The organism is Streptomyces sp. NBC_00080 (assembly GCF_045041255.1).
GTDB lineage: Bacteria > Actinomycetota > Actinomycetes > Streptomycetales > Streptomycetaceae > Streptomyces > Streptomyces coriariae.
The window spans coordinates 4,724,809-4,739,854 of the sequence record NZ_CP108235.1; the positions used below are offsets into that span (position 1 = coordinate 4,724,809).

Genomic DNA, 15,046 nt, shown 5'->3' on the forward strand with positions numbered 1-15,046 from the left:
GAACCATGGTGCCCACCGATCGGATCACCGTCACAGGGGGCACACGATGAAGGACCACGAACGACCGCCGGCCGGCCCGGCCAGACTCTCCCTCTTCAGGTCCCTCTGGTACCGCTCCCGCACCGAAGCCCGGGACGACGCCGAGGCGGGCCGTTCCATCACGATGCCCCTGCGCATCGCCGTCCCTCCGCTTCTGCAGGTACTCCGGCGCCTCGCCATGGGCCTGCTGGTCCTGGCCGTCACCACGCTGATCGTCTACGTCGACCGCGACGGCTACAACGACAACTCGGACGGCTCCGTCAGCCTCCTCGACGCCGCCTACTACGCCACCGTCACACTCTCCACAACCGGCTACGGCGACATCACCCCGGTCAGTGAAACGGCCCGGCTCGTCAACATCCTCGTCATCACGCCACTGCGCGTGCTGTTCCTGATCATCCTGGTCGGCACCACCCTGGAGGTGCTCACCGAGCGCACCCGCCAGCAGGTCCGTGTCCACCGCTGGCGGGTCCGCACCAGCAATCACGTCGTGGTCGTCGGATACGGCACGAAGGGCCGCCACGCGGTGGAGACCCTCGTCGGGCAGGGCATCGCCAAGGACCGGATCGTCATCGTGGACTCCCAGCGCAAGTCCGCGCTGGCCGCCGGCGACGACGGACTGGTGTCGGTGACCGGGGATGCCACCCGCTCGGAGACGCTCCTCAAGGCCGAGGTCCAGACCGCCTCCCGGGTGATCGTCGCCCCGCAACGCGACGACACGGCCGCCCTGGTCACCCTTACCGCCCGGCAGCTGAACCGGCGCGCGACGATCGTCGTGGCCGCCCGGGAGGACGAGAACGTGCCGCTGCTCAAGCAGAGCGGCGCGGACACCGTGATCACCAGCTCCAGCTCCGCCGGTCGGCTGCTCGGCGTCTCGATGGTCAGCCCGACCGTGGCCAGGACCCTGGAGAACCTGATGACCCTCGGTAAAGGCCTGGACCTCATCGAGCGGCCGGTCAGCAAGGCGGAGGTCGGCGCGGCGCCCCGCAGCTGCACGGACCTGGTCGTGGCCGTCGTCCGGGGCAAGGAACTGCTGGACTACACCGACCCCCGGCTCACCCGGCTCCAACTGGGGGACCGCGTGATCACGGTCAGCCGGGCCGTCCCGGCACCTGAGCAGGTATGACGATGTTTCACGTGAAACCGGGGCGGTGGGGGCGAGCCCCATCAAGCCGGGACCATTTCACGTGAAACACGGGTGAACGGGTGAACGGGTGAACCAGGGTGGTTTCACGTGAAACAGGCGTCGATCCCGGCCGTCGCCCACGGCAGGTCGAGAAGCTCCGTCTCCTGACCCGCGCGTGCACCGCCCGGCGGCACGACGGCGAGAGCGTCGGCCGCCGCGATACCCCGCAGCATCGCCGGGCCGTTGTAGTGCAGTGGCACGGCATGGTCACCGCGCAGAACGACCGGGATGAGCCGGGTGTCGTCGGGGTGCCCGTGCACCGATTGCCGCAACGGCAGCGCGTACGGCTCGGGAGCCGGGCGGGCGGCGAGAGCGCGCAACAGCGGCTCCGCGAGCGTGAGCAGGCCGGAGACGGCCGCGAGAGGGTTGCCGGGCAGGCCGACGAGGTGCCGGTCCTCCTTGAGGCGGGCCAGCAGCATCGGGTGACCGGGGCGCACCTTGACGCCGTCGACGAGGAGTTCGGCGTCGAGCCGGCGCAGGGTGGGGTGCACGTGGTCGACGGGCCCCGAGGCGGTGCCCCCGGTGGTGACGATGAGATCGGCGGCGGATGCGGTGATGGCCTTGTGCAGGGCCTTCGCGTCGTCGCCGACCCGGCGTACGGAGGTGACCTCGGCGCCCAGCGACCGCAGCCACGGGGGCAGCATCGGACCGAGCGCGTCCCGGATGAGGCCGTCGTGCGGGCGGCCCTCGGTGAGCAGTTCGTCGCCCAGGACGAGCACCTCGACCCGGGGCCGGGGGACGGCGGCCAGCGTGTCGTACCCGGCGGCCGCGGCGAGGCCGAGGACCGCCGGGGTCACCACCGCCCCGGCCCGCAGCAACTGATCCCCGCTGCGGCATTCCTGGCCCCGTGGGCGGATGTCCTGGCCGTGCTGCATCTCGCGGGTCGGATGCAACCGGCCGTTGTCGTCGGTCCGGCCGTGCTCACTGCGCAGTACCGCGGTGGTGTCCGGGGGGATCCGGGCGCCGGTGGCGATCCGTACGGCCTCGCCGTCGGCCAGGGGCGCGGGCGCCGAACTGCCGGCCAGCACGCCCTCCTCCCGTACGTGCCAGGGGCCGGGACCCGCGACGGCCCAGCCGTCCATCGCCGAGGTGTCGAAGGAGGGCAGGTCGGTGAGGGCCGTCAGCGGGGCGGCCAGAACGAGGCCGAGGGCGTCGCCGAGGGGCACGGAGACGGGGGCGAGACGGGCTGCGCCGGAGCGTGCGGCGCGGGCGGCGATCGTCCGGGCCTCGGGCCAGGTGGTCGCCCGGTGACGGTGCTCGGCGGCGTCGGCCCGGTGACCGGACTCCGGACTCCGGGCCGGGGAGGAGAGGGAAGAGGAGGGCGGCGTGCCGTCGCCGCTGCCCCCGCGCTGTGCGGGGCTGTGGCCGCCGGGTGGGCGGGCGGTGCCGTTGCCGTCCTTCACGAGGGCTAGCGCCTCCTCGACGTCGAGGTCCTCGGCGTCGAGGCCCTGCCGCGTACCGCGGGCGGTCATCCGGCGTCCGGTCCGGAGTCGCCGGGCTTGTCGGCCTTCCGCTGCTCGGCCTGCCCTTGCTCGGCTTTCTCCTGTTCGGCCTCCTCCGCCCAGCGCAGCGCGAGGGCGGCGGCCTTGCGGGCGGCCTCGGCGACGGCTTCGGGGCCTCCCTCGGCCTGCGCGGCCGCATAGCCGACCAGGAAGGTGGTCAGCGGAGCCGCGGGCCTGGCCACCCCGTGGGCGGCGTCGCGGGCCAGATCGAGGAGGGCGCCGGTGTCGACGTCGAGGTCGATGCCCAGCTCGTCCTTGACTGCGGAAATCCATTCATCCAACACGTGGTCATGCTCCCTGATACGTGCTCTGGCGGCGGCGATGTCGTCCCAGGTGTCGCAGTCGAACGACGCGACCGGGTCGGGGACGCGGGTGAGGTCGAGTCCGGCGGTCAGCCGGCGCAGCGGCAGTCCGGTGAGGCCGCCTTCGCCGGCGGTGAGCACCGCCAGTTCGCGGCGCAGGGCGGCCGTGCGGTACGCGGCGACGAGCGGCTGGTCACGGCCGTCGGCGTCGGTGAGCAGCACGCCCTCGACCGCGCCCGCGCGCAGGGCGGTCAGCAGTCGCCGTACGGTGTCCGCCGCGAGGAAGGGCAGATCGGCGGAGAGGACGAGGACGTCGTCCGCCGCGGTGTGGCGCAGTCCGGCGTGGAGCGCGGCGACGGGGCCCGCGCCGGGCGGGTCCTCGCGTGCCCAGCGCACGGGTCGCGCGGTGGGCCGGGGATCGGCGACGACGACGGTGGTACGCGCGTCGGCGCAGGCACCCAGCACCCGGTCGAGCAGCGCGCGCCCGCCCACCCGCACCCCCGGCTTGTCGGCGCCGCCGAGCCGGCGGGCGCCGCCACCGGCGAGCACGACGGCGTCGTGGGCGGCGGGCTCGTTCGAGGTCACCCCCCGAGTATGCGGGCCGCCCCGGGGATGCGGGCCCGCCGGATCACGGGAAACACGCGAATCGCCGGGGCGCGCCCGCCATCACAGGGTGCGCAACAGCACCGCCGGCTGCTCCACGCAGTCCGCCACGTAGCGCAGGAAGCCTCCCGCTGTTCCGCCGTCGCACACCCGGTGGTCGAAGGTGAGCGAGAGCTGGACGACCTGGCGCACCGCCAGCTCGCCCTCGTGCACCCACGGCTTGGGCATGATGCGACCGACACCGAGCATGGCCGCCTCGGGGTGGTTGATGATCGGCGTGGAGCCGTCGACTCCGAACACCCCGTAATTGTTCAAGGTGAAGGTGCCGCCGGTCAGGTCGGCGGGGGTGAGACGACCGTCCCGGGACGCCTCGGTGAGCCGGGCGAACTCCGCGGTGAGTCCCTCGGCGTCCCGGGCGTGCGCGTCGCGGACGACGGGCACGACGAGTCCCCGCTCGGTCTGCGCGGCGAAGCCGAGGTGGACATGGTCGAACTGGACGACCTCCCGGGCCGCCAGGTCGACGGTGGAGTTCAGCTCCGGGAAGCGGGCCAGCGCCGCGGTGCAGATTCGGGCGAGCAGCGCGAGGAGGGAGATCTTCGGCCCGCCGGACGCGTTCATGGCGGCCCGGGCCCGCATCAGCTCCGTCGCGTCGGCGTCCACCCAGCAGGTGGCGTCGGGGATCTCGCGTCGGCTGCGGGAAAGCTTGTCGGCGACGGCACCCCGGACGCCCTTGAGCGGGACGCGGCGGCTTCCGGAGGGAGCGGAGGACGCGGGTGACGGCTCCGCCCGGTCCCGCGGGGCGGCCCCCCGCAGCGCGTTCTCCACGTCCGCCCGCAGGATCAGCCCCTCGGGCCCGGAGCCCGTGAGTTCCCGCAGGTCCAGGTTGTTCTCCCGGGCGAGTCTGCGCACCAGGGGGGAGATCACGGGGACGGGGCCGTCGGGCTTTCCGGCCGGGACACCCGGGACAGCCGGGGCGGGGGCCGCGACGGTCACCGAAGCGGCTGGTTCCGGTCGCGCCGACCGGATCCGGCGCCTGCGCGCGGGTGCCTCCGAGGTGCCGTAACCGACGAGCACGTTGCCCGACCCCTCGGCACCCGTGGCGGGAACCTCCGGGCCGCCGGAGGTCGGCGCACCGACCGCGACCGTGATCAGCGGGGCGCCGACGGGCAGTTCGGTGCCCTCCTCGCCGAAGCGCGCGGTGACCACACCGCCGTAGGGGCAGGGCACCTCGACCATGGCCTTGGCCGTCTCGACCTCGACGACCGGCTGGTCGACGGCGACGACGTCTCCCACCTGGACCAGCCAGCGGACGATCTCCGCCTCGGTGAGTCCCTCCCCGAGGTCGGGGAGCTTGAACTCCAGCACCTGTGCCATCAGTTGTCCGCCTCCCACTGCAACCGCGCCACGGCGTCCAGGATGCGGTCGACGCCGGGCAGGTGGTGGCGCTCCAGCATCGGCGGCGGGTACGGAAGGTCGAACCCGGCGACGCGCAGCACCGGTGCCTCCAGGTGGTGGAAGCAGCGCTCCGTGACGCGGGCCGCGATCTCGCCGCCCGGGCCGCCGAAGGAGCCCGACTCGTGCACGACGACCGCGCGGCCGGTCCGCCGCACCGAGGCGCAGACCGTCTCGTCGTCGAAGGGCACCAGCGAGCGCAGGTCGACGACCTCGAGGTCCCAGCCCTCGGCGCGCGCCGCTTCGGCGGCTTCGAGGCAGACCGGCACCGAAGGACCGTAGGTGATCAGTGTGGCGCTCCGGCCCGTGCGCCGCACGACCGCGCGGCCGATAGGTTCGACACTCTGCGGTTCCTCCGGGTTCCAGGAGTCCTTGGACCAGTACAGACGCTTGGGTTCGAGGACGACGACCGGGTCGTCGGAGGCGATGGCGGCGCGCAGCAGACCGTAGGCGTCGGCGACCGTGGCGGGCGTGACGACATGCAGGCCCGGGGTCGCCATGTAGTACGCCTCGGAGGAGTCGCTGTGGTGCTCGACGCCTCCGATGCCGCCGCCGTAGGGCACCCGGACGGTGATCGGCAGGGGCATACGGCCGCGGGTGCGGTTGCGCATCCGGGCGACATGGCTGATGAGCTGCTCGAACGCCGGGTAGGCGAAGGCGTCGAACTGCATCTCCACGACCGGCCGCAGTCCGTACATCGCCATGCCGACGGCCGTGCCGAGGATGCCCGCCTCGGCGAGCGGGGTGTCCGTGCAGCGGTCCTCGCCGAACTCCGCGGCGAGCCCGTCGGTGACCCGGAAGACACCGCCGAGGGTGCCCACGTCCTCGCCCAGGACGTGCACGGTCGGGTCGGCGGCCATCGCGTCCCGGAGCGCGCGGGTGAGGGCCTGCGCCATGGTGGCGGGCTTGAGGGCGACGGTGGTCATCGGTGCGTGCCCTCCTGGTCGGCGTGCTCGGCCTCGAGCTCCGCCCGCAGCAGGTCGCGCTGCTCCCGCAGTTGGGGGGTGAGTTCGGCGTACACGTGGGCGAACAGGTCCATGGGGTCGAGGACCGCGTCCTGGTTCATGCGGGCGCGCAGGTCGGCGGCCATCGCCTCGGCGGCGTCCCGCGCGGACTGCTTCGCGTCCTCGTCGAGCAGCCCGCGCGCGGTGAGTTCGCGCTCCAGCAGCTGGATCGGGTCGTGTTCGCGCCAGGTCTCGACCTCGGCGTCGCCGCGGTAGCGGGTGGCGTCGTCGGCGTTGGTGTGCGCCTCGATGCGGTAGGTCACCGCCTCCACGAGGGTGGGACCGCCGCCCTCACGCGCGTGCCGTACGGCGTCGGTCAGCACCTCGTGCACGGCGGCCGCGTCGTTGCCGTCGACCAGGCGGCCCGGCATGCCGTATCCGACGGCCTTGTGGGCCAGCGAGGGAGCGGCGGTCTGCTTGGCGAGCGGTACGGAGATCGCGAAGCCGTTGTTCTGCACGAGGAAGACGACCGGGGCCTGCCAGACGGCGGCGAAGTTCAGCGCCTCGTGGAAGTCGCCCTCGCTGGTGCCTCCGTCGCCGACCATGGCGAGCGCGACCACGTCGTCGCCCTTGAGCCGGGCGGCGTGCGCGAGGCCCACGGCGTGCGGAAGCTGGGTGGCGAGCGGGGTGGACAGCGGCGCCACCCGGTGCTCGTACGGGTCGTAGCCCGTGTGCCAGTCGCCGCGCAGCAGGGTGAGGGCCTCGACGGGGTCCACTCCGCGCGCGACGACGGCGAGGGTGTCGCGGTAGCTGGGGAAGAGCCAGTCCCGCTCCTGGAGGGCGAGCGCGGCGGCGACCTCGCAGGCCTCCTGGCCGGTGCTGGAGGGGTAGACGGCGAGTCTGCCCTGCTTGGTGAGGGCGGTGGCCTGGACGTTGTAGCGGCGGCCGCGCACCAGCTGGGCGTACAGCCGGCGCAGCAGCTCCGGGTCGGCCTGCGCGGCCGCGTCGGTGCCGAGGACGCGGTACGGCTCCGCGTCGGGCAGCAGCGGCGCGGGGTCGGTACGGGGCTGCCAGGCCGGCGGCGGAGTCGGCCGGTAGGCGCCCCGCTGCTCCATGACCGTCATGACGGCACCTCCTCATGGGAGTGGCTAAGGGAGACGCGTCGGTTGTGATGCGCCTCACCTACCGATTGTTCGGTCGTCGGCACATTTTGGCTACAGGGCCCCTCAGGCTGTGGACAAACGGTTCTCCACAACCTGAGATGGGTGCAGTACGTCCATGGCAGGAGGGCAGGGGGACATGGCACCTGAACAAATGGCCGAAGGGCCGGAGAACGGCACCGCGCCGCCTCCGGGCAACCCTCCGCCGCCGACCGGTGTCCTGTCGCCGAGCAGTGTCCCGTCACCGGGCGGCGCCCCGCTGCCGCCGCCGCGTCCGCTGGACGCCATCGACCAGGACATCCTGCAGATACTCCAGGCGGACGGCCGCGCCTCGATACGGTCGGTCGCCGAGCGGGTCCACGTCTCGCGTGCCAACGCCTACGCGCGGATCAACCGGCTCATCGAGGACGGCGTCATCCGCGGCTTCGGCGCCCGTGTCGACCACGAGCGCGCCGGGCAGGGCACGAGCGCCTACATCACGCTGAAGATCGTGCAGAACTCCTGGCGGACGGTGCGCGAGCAGCTGAGGCTGCTGCCCGGCGCCTCCCACATCGCCCTCGTGGGGGGCGATTTCGACGTCCTGCTCCTGGTGCACACGCCGGACAACAGGGCGCTGCGCGAGGTGGTGCTCACCCGGCTCCAGCTGATCCCCGAGGTGCTCAGCACGCGCACGCTGCTGGTGTTCGAGGAGGAGGACCTCGAACCGCAGGGGTGAGCCCTACGGGGCCGTGCGCAGCCCCTCGAAGACCAGCCGCACCACCGCGTCGGCGACCTCGCTCTCGACCATCCCCCGGCCGCCCGGCCGGTACCACTCGACGATCGAGTTGATCATCCCGAAGACCAGCCGGGTGGCGAGCCGTACCTCCATGTCACCGCGTATGTCCCCGTCGGCGGCGGCCGCCTTCAGCAGTTCGGCGACCCGGTGGTCGAAGTCGCGGCGCCGCTCCAGGGCCCACCGCTCGGTGTCGGTGTTGCCGCGCACGCGCAGCAGCAGTGTCACGTAAGGCAGCTCGCCGATGAGCACCTCGACCATGCGCCGCACGACGTACTCCAGGCGCTCCGAGGCGTCCCCCACGCCCGCGTGCTCCTCCTCCAGGATCCCGAAGAGGCCGTCCAGGGCCCGGCTGACGGCGCGCCGCAGCAGTTCCTCCTTGCCGGCGACATGGTGGTAGATCGACGACTTGGAGATACCGGCCGCCTTGGAGAGGTGCTCCATGGAGGTGCCGTCGTAGCCGCGCTCGTTGAAGATCTGGACGGCGACGGAGAGCAGGGTCTCCGGGGTGTACGTGTCGCGCTTGGCGGTGGTCACGAGGCGCCCTCCCGCTTCTCGGTGGCATAGGAGTGGCGGTACAGCGCGAGGGACGGCGCATAGCGGCCGGAGGGGTCGCGCTCGTGCAGGTCGTCCAGGAGGGAGCAGGCCCAGGTGCGGCCCAGCCTGCGGCTCCACTCGAAGGGACCGAGGGGGTAGTTGACGCCCAGGCGCATCGCGGTGTCGATGTCCTCCTCGGTGGCCACGCCCTTGGCCACGGCGTCGTGCGCGAGGTCGACGATCCGCGCGACCGTACGGGCGACGATCATGCCCGGGACGTCGCCGATGACGCTGACGTCCTTGCCGAGCGCCTGGAACAGGCCGACCGCCTCGGACATCGTCTGCGTGGAGGTGTCCTGGGAGGCGGACAGGGCGATGCGGGTGGCCTTGCGGTAGTCCAGGGCGAGGTCGAAGTAGACGACGTCCCGGAACTCCACCGACGTCTGGCCGTCGGCGAGGGCGAGCTGGCCGTCGCCGGGCAGCACCAGGCGGGTGCCGTGGTCCTCCTCCTCCTCGCGGACCTGGATGCCCGCCTCGCGGATCAGCGCGAGCAGTTCGGAGGCAGGGCCCAGATTGCCCTCGGCGACGACGTACGCGGGCGGCTGGGCCTTCTCCGCGGTGTGCGGTTCGGCCGACCCGGCGGCCCCGGTCCCGGTGGAGTAGTCGTACCAGCCCTGGCCGGTCTTGCGGCCGAGGCGGCCCGACTCGACCAGGCGCCGCTGGGCGAGCGAGGGCGTGAAGCGCACGTCCTGGAAGAAGGACCGCCACACGGAGTGCGTGACCGACTCGTTGACGTCCTGTCCGATCAGGTCGGTCAGCTCGAAGGCGCCCATCTTGAACCCGCCCGACTCGCGCAGGATCGCGTCGATGGTGGCCGGGTCTGCGCCCTGCGCCTCGAAGACGGCGAACGCCTCGGCGTAGAAGGGCCGCGCGATGCGGTTGACGATGAAGCCGGGGGTGTCGGCGCAGGCGACCGGCGTCTTGCCCCAGGAACGGGCGGTCTCGTACGCGCGGGTGGCCGACGTGACGTCGGTGGCGTACCCGGAGACGACCTCGACCAGCGGCAGCAGCGGCGCGGGGTTGAAGAAGTGCAGGCCCACCAGGCGGCCCGGGTTGCGCAGGGCGCCCCCGACGGCGGTCACCGACAGGGACGAGGTGTTGGTCGCGAGCAGACAGTCATCGCCGACGACGTCCTCCAGCTGCCGAAACAGCTCCTGCTTGGCCTCCAGAAGCTCCACGACGGCCTCGACGACCAGGGAGCAGTCGGCGAGGTCGGCGATGCTCTCCGCGGGCCGCAGGCGGGCACGTGCCTCGTCGCGGTCGCCGGCGGCGAGGCGGTCCTTCTCGACGAGCCGGTCCAGGCGGGCGCCGATCGCGGCCGCCGCCTCGCGGGCGCGGCCGGGCACGGCGTCGTACAGCCGCACCGGGTGACCGGCGACGAGCGCGACCTGGGCGATGCCCTGGCCCATGGTGCCGGTGCCGACGACGGCCACGGGGCTGCTGAGGTCGAGTGCTGTCATGTGCGCGATCCTCCCGCACGGGGTTTTCCACAGATGCGGCAGGCCCCCTTGTCCCGACCGATCGTTCGGTTACTCTAACCCTGACTGGCTGTTCCTGCCCAGGTTTCCGCCAGGTCATGAGCTCGACGGAGAGTTCTCAAGACGAGGAGTTGGTCCCGCATGGCCGCCGCCGAACCGACCGCGCACGCTCTGATCGCCCAGCACCGGCCCACCCTCGACCAGGCCCTGGAAGCGATCCGCACCCGCGCGTACTGGTCCCCGCACCCGGAACACCCCAAGGCCTACGGGGAGAACGGCAGCCTGGACGCCGCGGCCGGCAAGGCCGCCTTCGACGCCGTTCTGCACTCCCGTCTCGACCTCGGCCAGCCCGGCACCGACGACTGGGTGGGCGGCGAGGTCTCGCCGTACGGCGTCGAACTGGGCGTGGCCTACCCGCACGCGGACGTGGACACGCTGCTGCCCGCCATGCGGGCCGGACAGGGTGCCTGGCGGGACGCGGGAGCCGAAGTGCGCGCGGTGGTCTGCCTGGAGATCCTCAAGCGGATCAGCGACCGGACGCACGAGTTCGCGCACGCGGTCATGCACACCTCCGGCCAGGCCTTCATGATGGCGTTCCAGGCGGGCGGCCCGCACGCACAGGACCGCGGCCTGGAAGCTGTGGCGTACGCGTACGCGGAGCAGGTCCGCACGCCCGGCACGGCGGAGTGGAGCAAGCCCCAGGGCAAGCGCGACCCGCTCGCGCTGACCAAGCGCTTCACCCCGGTCCCGCGCGGGATCGCCCTGCTCATCGGCTGCAACACCTTCCCGACGTGGAACGGCTACCCGGGGCTGTTCGCCTCCCTGGCCACCGGCAACGCGGTCCTGGTCAAGCCCCACCCGCGCGCGGTGCTGCCGCTCGCGCTGACCGTGGGCGTCGCCCGCGAGGTGCTCGCCGAGGCCGGTTTCGACCCGAACCTGGTCGCGCTGGCCGCCGAGCGCCCCGGCGAGGGCATCGCCAAGACCCTGGCCACCCGCCCCGAGATCCGCATCGTCGACTACACCGGCTCGACCGCCTTCGGCGACTGGCTGGAGGCCAACGCCCGCCAGGCGCAGGTCTACACCGAGAAGGCCGGCGTCAACACGGTGATCGTGGAGTCCACGGCGAACTACAAGGGCATGCTCGCCAACCTGGCGTTCTCGCTCTCCCTGTACAGCGGCCAGATGTGCACGACCCCGCAGAACCTGCTGATCCCCCGCGACGGCATCCGCACCGACGAGGGCGCGAAGACCTTCGACGAGGTCGTCGCCGACCTCGCCCGCTCGGTCGACGGCCTCCTCGGCGACGACGCACGCGCCAACGCGCTGCTCGGCGCCATCGTCAACCCGGACGTCAAGGCCCGTCTGGAGGCCGCCGCGGGCCTCGGCGAGGTCGCCCTCGCCTCCCGCGAGGTGACCAACCCGGAGTTCCCGGACGCGATCGTGCGCACCCCGGTGCTCGTCAAGCTCGACGGAGCGCGGAAGTACTGGGAGGGAACGGACGACGAGGCCGCCTACATGGGCGAGTGCTTCGGCCCGGTCTCCTTCGCCGTCGCCGTCGACTCCACGGCCGACGCGGTCGCCCTGCTGCGGCGCACGGTGCGCGAGAAGGGCGCGATGACGGTCGGCGCGTACACCACCGACGCGGAGGTGGAGCGGGCGATCGAGGAGGTCTGCCTGGAGGAGGCCGCCCAGCTGTCCCTCAACCTCACCGGCGGGGTCTACGTCAACCAGACGGCCGCGTTCTCCGACTTCCACGGCTCGGGCGGCAACCCGGCGGCCAACGCGGCCCTCACCGACGGCGCGTTCGTCGCCAACCGCTTCCGGGTGGTGGAGGTCCGCCGGGACGCCTAGGCGTCTAGGGGACGTGCGGTGCGCCCCCGGTGGCGCTCCAGTGGTACAGCGTCATGGCCACACTGGTCGCGAGGTTGTAGCTGGAGACCTGGGGGCGCATCGGCAGGGCGAGAAGGTGGTCGGCACGCGCGCGCAGCTCTGCGGAGAGCCCGCTGCGCTCCGACCCGAAGGCCAGGAGGGCGTCGTCCGGCAGCTTGACGCCCCGCAGGTCGTCACCCTCCGGGTCGAGGGCGAACACCGGGCCGGCCGGCAGTTCGCCGACGGTCAGCCGCTCCACGGCGGTCGCGAAGTGCAGCCCCGCCCCGCCCCGCACCACGGTCGGGTGCCAGGGGTCGAGGGTGCCGGTGGTGACCACCCCGGTGGCCCCGAAACCGGCGGCCAGCCGGATCACCGCGCCCGCGTTGCCGAGGTTGCGCGGGTCGTCCAGGACCACGACGGGAGTGGCGCGGGGCGCGCGCCCCAGCCGCTCCAGGTTGGCCTCGCGGGAGGGCCGTACGGCCAGGGCGGCGACCGCGGTGGGATGCGGGCGCGGCACCAGGGAGGTGTACGTCGCCTCGGGGACCTCCGTCAGCAGCGCGTCCAGCGCGTCACGCACGTCCGGGGCGAGTTCGTCGGCGAGGGCGAGCGTCGCCCGCCGGTCGGCGGTGACCGCCACCGGGACCTCGGCTCCGAAGCGCACGGCGTGCTTGAGGGCGTGGAAGCCGTCGAGCAGGACGGAGGCGTCGGCGAGCCGCCGCCACCGGCCGAGCGGATCGGAGCCGGCGGTCACGGGGTCGGTCATGCCGTGAACCCTACGCGCGCGTGCTCGGGGTTCTCCTGGGCCCGCGCCCCCGGTGACTCCGGCGCAGGCGTACGACCGACGTCGGAGAACAGCCGTCCACGCGCGCGTGACGTCCATCCGCCCACCCGGCGCAGGAAGGTCGTCGGCAGGAAGACGGCGTCCGTCGCGATCATCGCCAGCGAGAAGAACGGCAGCCCGAGCACCAGGGCGATCACCGCGTGCTCCGTCATCATCAGGACCAGCAGGACGTTCTTCAGCCGCCGGTTGGCGAGCGTGAACGGGAAGGCGACCTGCACGATGACGGTCCCGTAGGTGGCCAGCAGGACCATCGTGCCGCTGCCGGCCAGCAGGTCGGCGAGCGCGGGCCAGGGCGAGAAGTAGTCCAGGTGCAGGGGGTAGTACGCGGCGGTGCCGTCCTGCCAGCGCGAGCCCTGGATCTTGTACCAGCCGGCCGTCGCGTAGATCAGACAGGCCTCGGCCATGATCACGACCAGGGCGCCGTTGTGCAGGATGTTGCCGATCACGTCGAGCAGGATCCGGGGCTCCGCCGACTTCGTGCGACGGCCGACGGCCCACCACAGGCCCTGTACGGCCCACGCCGCCCACAGAAGCGCCGGAATCGTCCAGTCGCTGTGGAAACGGCCCGCCACGGTCACCGTGACCAGGACGAACCCGGCCACGGCCCACAGGACGGGACCCACCCGGTCCGTGTCCCGCTCCCCACGCGCGCGTGCCTCCTGCGCACGCCGTTCGCGTCGCGCGTCCAGCGACCACACCCGGCCGCACCGTATGAACACGAGATAGATCGACATCAGGTGCAGGACGTTGTCCCCGCCGTCGCCCATGAAGACGCTGCGGTTCTGGAGCGACAGCACGCCGACCATGAACAGCACCGACATCGCGCGGGTGCGCCAGCCGATGAGCAGCAGCGCGGCGGAGAGCAGCGCGAGCAGGTACACCGCCTCGAACCAGCCCCGCCCGTCCGACCACATCAGCGCCGTGAACGCGCCGTTGGTGTCGATCAGCTGGCGGGCCAGCTCCCAGTCCCAGGGACCGTCGGGGCCGTAGAGCTCATGCCGGTGGGGGAACTCGCGCAGCAGGAACATCAGCCAGGTGGCGCTGAAGCCTATCCGGACCACGGCGCTCTGGTACGGCGCGAGCGCCGACTCGGTGACGCGCGCGATGGCGGCGGACACCGTCAGGGAGAACCGGTTCACCTCGTGCCTCCCTCGGTCTCGCCGTCCGGCACCGACCACCAGGACAGTTCGCGGTACACCGGGCTCATCGACACCTTCTCGGTGCTCCACTTCGGCGGGGTCACGTTGGTGGTCTGCGAACGGACCTGGATCCGCTCGACGACACCGCCGTCGCCGGCCACGCCGCCGCGCTCCAGACGCAGCATCACGATGTGGCGCAGGTACGTCTCGGAGAGGGCGCCGCGCAGGCCGACGGGGCGGTTGCCGTTGTCGTGCGTGGCGGTGAAGAAGTCCCAGGCGCGGCGCAGCTCGTTCTGCTGGGTGTGGCTCGGCAGCAGATTGCCGTCGATGGCCCGGCCGTCCTGCGCCGACAGGTCGTACCAGCCGGTGGTCCGCGAGCCGCCGTCCACGGTACGGACCTGGGCCCGGACCTGGACGGCGATGTTCTGCTGAAGCGGGTTCGGCGCGAAGAGCTTCCAGTTCTGCTCGAACTCCGGGTAGATCCAGTCGTCGATCGCCTTGCCGTGCGTCTTGGTGACGGTGTTCGACGGCGCGACGTGCAGGAACACCATCCCGATGTGCACGCAGACGGTCACCGCGACGACGGCCAGCGCCAGCGCGGCGCCGACCTGATAGCGGGGGGAGAGGGCGGCCACACCGGTCCGGGGCTCCGGCCGCCGAGGCCCACCCACGAGACCGGCGGCGGGGTCACCGGCGTCACCGGCGGACTCAGCCTGGAAGACACCGTCCGAGTCGGTGCGCTCGGCCCGAGGAACAGGCTCGGAGTCCGCGTCTGCGGCCCGGGAGGCCGGTTCAGGGCTCGGGAGTTCGGCTCGGGGGCGGGGAACGGTTTCCCGGGCGGGTGGCGTCTCCGCCTCCGCCTCCCTCGACGGGTTCGGCCCCTGTGGAGAGCCGGCCCCTCCGTCGTGCACGTCCATTCCGCCCCGTTCCCCGATACCGGTCGTCTTCGCGCTGCGTCGCGCAATCGCGAACGGTACTCAGCCTCACCCGTTCGGCGCAGCCCCCTCCCCGCGACACCCGGGCCGGGAAGGGCCGGGGCAGGTTTTCCACAGGGGATGCCCGCAGGTTATCCACAGCGGTTGACACCTTACGACGGCCGTCCCACCATGGAATCGCACGGACCGAACGATCGGTCGGGAGAAGGCTCGGCAGAGCCGAGGCC

13 protein-coding genes are annotated in these 15,046 nt (G+C 72.6%); 3 read left to right on the forward strand and 10 right to left on the reverse strand.

Annotated elements, in window-relative coordinates:
• Window positions 1–46 precede the first annotated feature (46 nt).
• Entirely contained in the window at window positions 47–1,165 is a 1,119-nt protein-coding gene (locus OHU34_RS21135; RefSeq protein WP_230195210.1) for a potassium channel family protein, read from the forward strand.
• 104 nt (window positions 1,166–1,269) lie between these two features.
• Here OHU34_RS21135 and OHU34_RS21140 read toward each other — a convergent pair whose 3' ends face one another.
• The 5 genes from OHU34_RS21140 to pdhA form a co-directional block, all read right to left on the reverse strand.
• Window positions 1,270–2,697: a molybdopterin molybdotransferase MoeA gene (locus OHU34_RS21140; protein ID WP_405767818.1), complete on the reverse strand. Its 1,428-nt coding sequence runs from the start codon at window positions 2,695–2,697 to the stop codon at window positions 1,270–1,272.
• Window positions 2,694–3,614: an NTP transferase domain-containing protein gene (locus OHU34_RS21145; protein WP_405767821.1), complete on the reverse strand. Its 921-nt coding sequence runs from the start codon at window positions 3,612–3,614 to the stop codon at window positions 2,694–2,696. The genes OHU34_RS21140 and OHU34_RS21145 overlap by 4 nt, the downstream gene beginning before the upstream one ends.
• Window positions 3,615–3,695: 81 nt before the next feature.
• A complete protein-coding gene (locus OHU34_RS21150) occupies window positions 3,696–5,006 on the reverse strand; it encodes a dihydrolipoamide acetyltransferase family protein (RefSeq protein WP_405767823.1) in 1,311 nt (436 codons plus the stop codon).
• On the reverse strand, window positions 5,006–6,010 hold the full coding sequence (locus tag OHU34_RS21155; protein ID WP_054242075.1) for an alpha-ketoacid dehydrogenase subunit beta: 1,005 nt from the start codon (window positions 6,008–6,010) through the stop codon (window positions 5,006–5,008). Before OHU34_RS21155 ends, OHU34_RS21150 begins: the two co-directional genes overlap by 1 nt.
• Window positions 6,007–7,152 carry a pyruvate dehydrogenase (acetyl-transferring) E1 component subunit alpha gene (gene pdhA / locus OHU34_RS21160; RefSeq protein WP_405767827.1) on the reverse strand — a complete coding sequence of 382 codons (1,146 nt, stop codon included), beginning with the start codon at window positions 7,150–7,152 and terminating at the stop codon, window positions 6,007–6,009. Before pdhA ends, OHU34_RS21155 begins: the two co-directional genes overlap by 4 nt.
• Before the next feature lie 175 nt (window positions 7,153–7,327).
• Here pdhA and OHU34_RS21165 point away from each other — a divergent pair, with 175 nt between their 5' ends.
• Complete coding sequence (locus OHU34_RS21165; protein WP_230195216.1) at window positions 7,328–7,903, forward strand: Lrp/AsnC family transcriptional regulator; 576 nt, start codon at window positions 7,328–7,330, stop codon at window positions 7,901–7,903.
• Between the two features lie 3 nt (window positions 7,904–7,906).
• Here OHU34_RS21165 and OHU34_RS21170 read toward each other — a convergent pair whose 3' ends face one another.
• Both OHU34_RS21170 and OHU34_RS21175 read right to left on the reverse strand, forming a co-directional pair.
• Window positions 7,907–8,497 carry a TetR/AcrR family transcriptional regulator gene (locus OHU34_RS21170; protein WP_142265199.1) on the reverse strand — a complete coding sequence of 197 codons (591 nt, stop codon included), beginning with the start codon at window positions 8,495–8,497 and terminating at the stop codon, window positions 7,907–7,909.
• Window positions 8,494–10,017: a 3-hydroxyacyl-CoA dehydrogenase gene (locus tag OHU34_RS21175; RefSeq protein ID WP_405767829.1), complete on the reverse strand. Its 1,524-nt coding sequence runs from the start codon at window positions 10,015–10,017 to the stop codon at window positions 8,494–8,496. The genes OHU34_RS21170 and OHU34_RS21175 overlap by 4 nt, the downstream gene beginning before the upstream one ends.
• 159 nt (window positions 10,018–10,176) lie before the next feature.
• Between OHU34_RS21175 and paaN the strand changes: the two genes are divergently transcribed.
• Window positions 10,177–11,886, forward strand: a complete 1,710-nt coding sequence (gene paaN, locus OHU34_RS21180) for a phenylacetic acid degradation protein PaaN (RefSeq protein ID WP_405767831.1) — start codon at window positions 10,177–10,179, stop codon at window positions 11,884–11,886.
• Between the two features lie 4 nt (window positions 11,887–11,890).
• Here the strand turns inward: paaN and OHU34_RS21185 are convergent, their stop codons facing one another.
• Genes OHU34_RS21185 through OHU34_RS21195 form a run of 3 tightly spaced genes read right to left on the reverse strand, consistent with a single transcriptional unit; the run spans window position 11,891 to window position 14,519 of the window.
• Window positions 11,891–12,667: a TrmH family RNA methyltransferase gene (locus OHU34_RS21185; protein ID WP_362267704.1), complete on the reverse strand. Its 777-nt coding sequence runs from the start codon at window positions 12,665–12,667 to the stop codon at window positions 11,891–11,893.
• Entirely contained in the window at window positions 12,664–13,884 is a 1,221-nt protein-coding gene (locus OHU34_RS21190; protein WP_142265195.1) for an HTTM domain-containing protein, read from the reverse strand. The genes OHU34_RS21185 and OHU34_RS21190 overlap by 4 nt, the downstream gene beginning before the upstream one ends.
• On the reverse strand, window positions 13,881–14,519 hold the full coding sequence (locus OHU34_RS21195) for a DUF5819 family protein (RefSeq protein WP_399048072.1): 639 nt from the start codon (window positions 14,517–14,519) through the stop codon (window positions 13,881–13,883). The genes OHU34_RS21190 and OHU34_RS21195 overlap by 4 nt, the downstream gene beginning before the upstream one ends.
• Between the last annotated feature and the right edge of the window lie 527 nt (window positions 14,520–15,046).

Coding starts and splice junctions, on each gene's coding strand:
- OHU34_RS21135 (WP_230195210.1), top strand. CDS start 47: ATGAAGGACCACGAACGACCGCCGGCCGGCCCGGCCAGACTCTCCCTC.
- OHU34_RS21140 (WP_405767818.1), bottom strand. CDS start 2,697: ATGACCGCCCGCGGTACGCGGCAGGGCCTCGACGCCGAGGACCTCGAC.
- OHU34_RS21150 (WP_405767823.1), bottom strand. CDS start 5,006: ATGGCACAGGTGCTGGAGTTCAAGCTCCCCGACCTCGGGGAGGGACTC.
- OHU34_RS21155 (WP_054242075.1), bottom strand. CDS start 6,010: ATGACCACCGTCGCCCTCAAGCCCGCCACCATGGCGCAGGCCCTCACC.
- pdhA (WP_405767827.1), bottom strand. CDS start 7,152: ATGACGGTCATGGAGCAGCGGGGCGCCTACCGGCCGACTCCGCCGCCG.
- OHU34_RS21165 (WP_230195216.1), top strand. CDS start 7,328: ATGGCACCTGAACAAATGGCCGAAGGGCCGGAGAACGGCACCGCGCCG.
- OHU34_RS21175 (WP_405767829.1), bottom strand. CDS start 10,017: ATGACAGCACTCGACCTCAGCAGCCCCGTGGCCGTCGTCGGCACCGGC.
- paaN (WP_405767831.1), top strand. CDS start 10,177: ATGGCCGCCGCCGAACCGACCGCGCACGCTCTGATCGCCCAGCACCGG.
- OHU34_RS21185 (WP_362267704.1), bottom strand. CDS start 12,667: ATGACCGACCCCGTGACCGCCGGCTCCGATCCGCTCGGCCGGTGGCGG.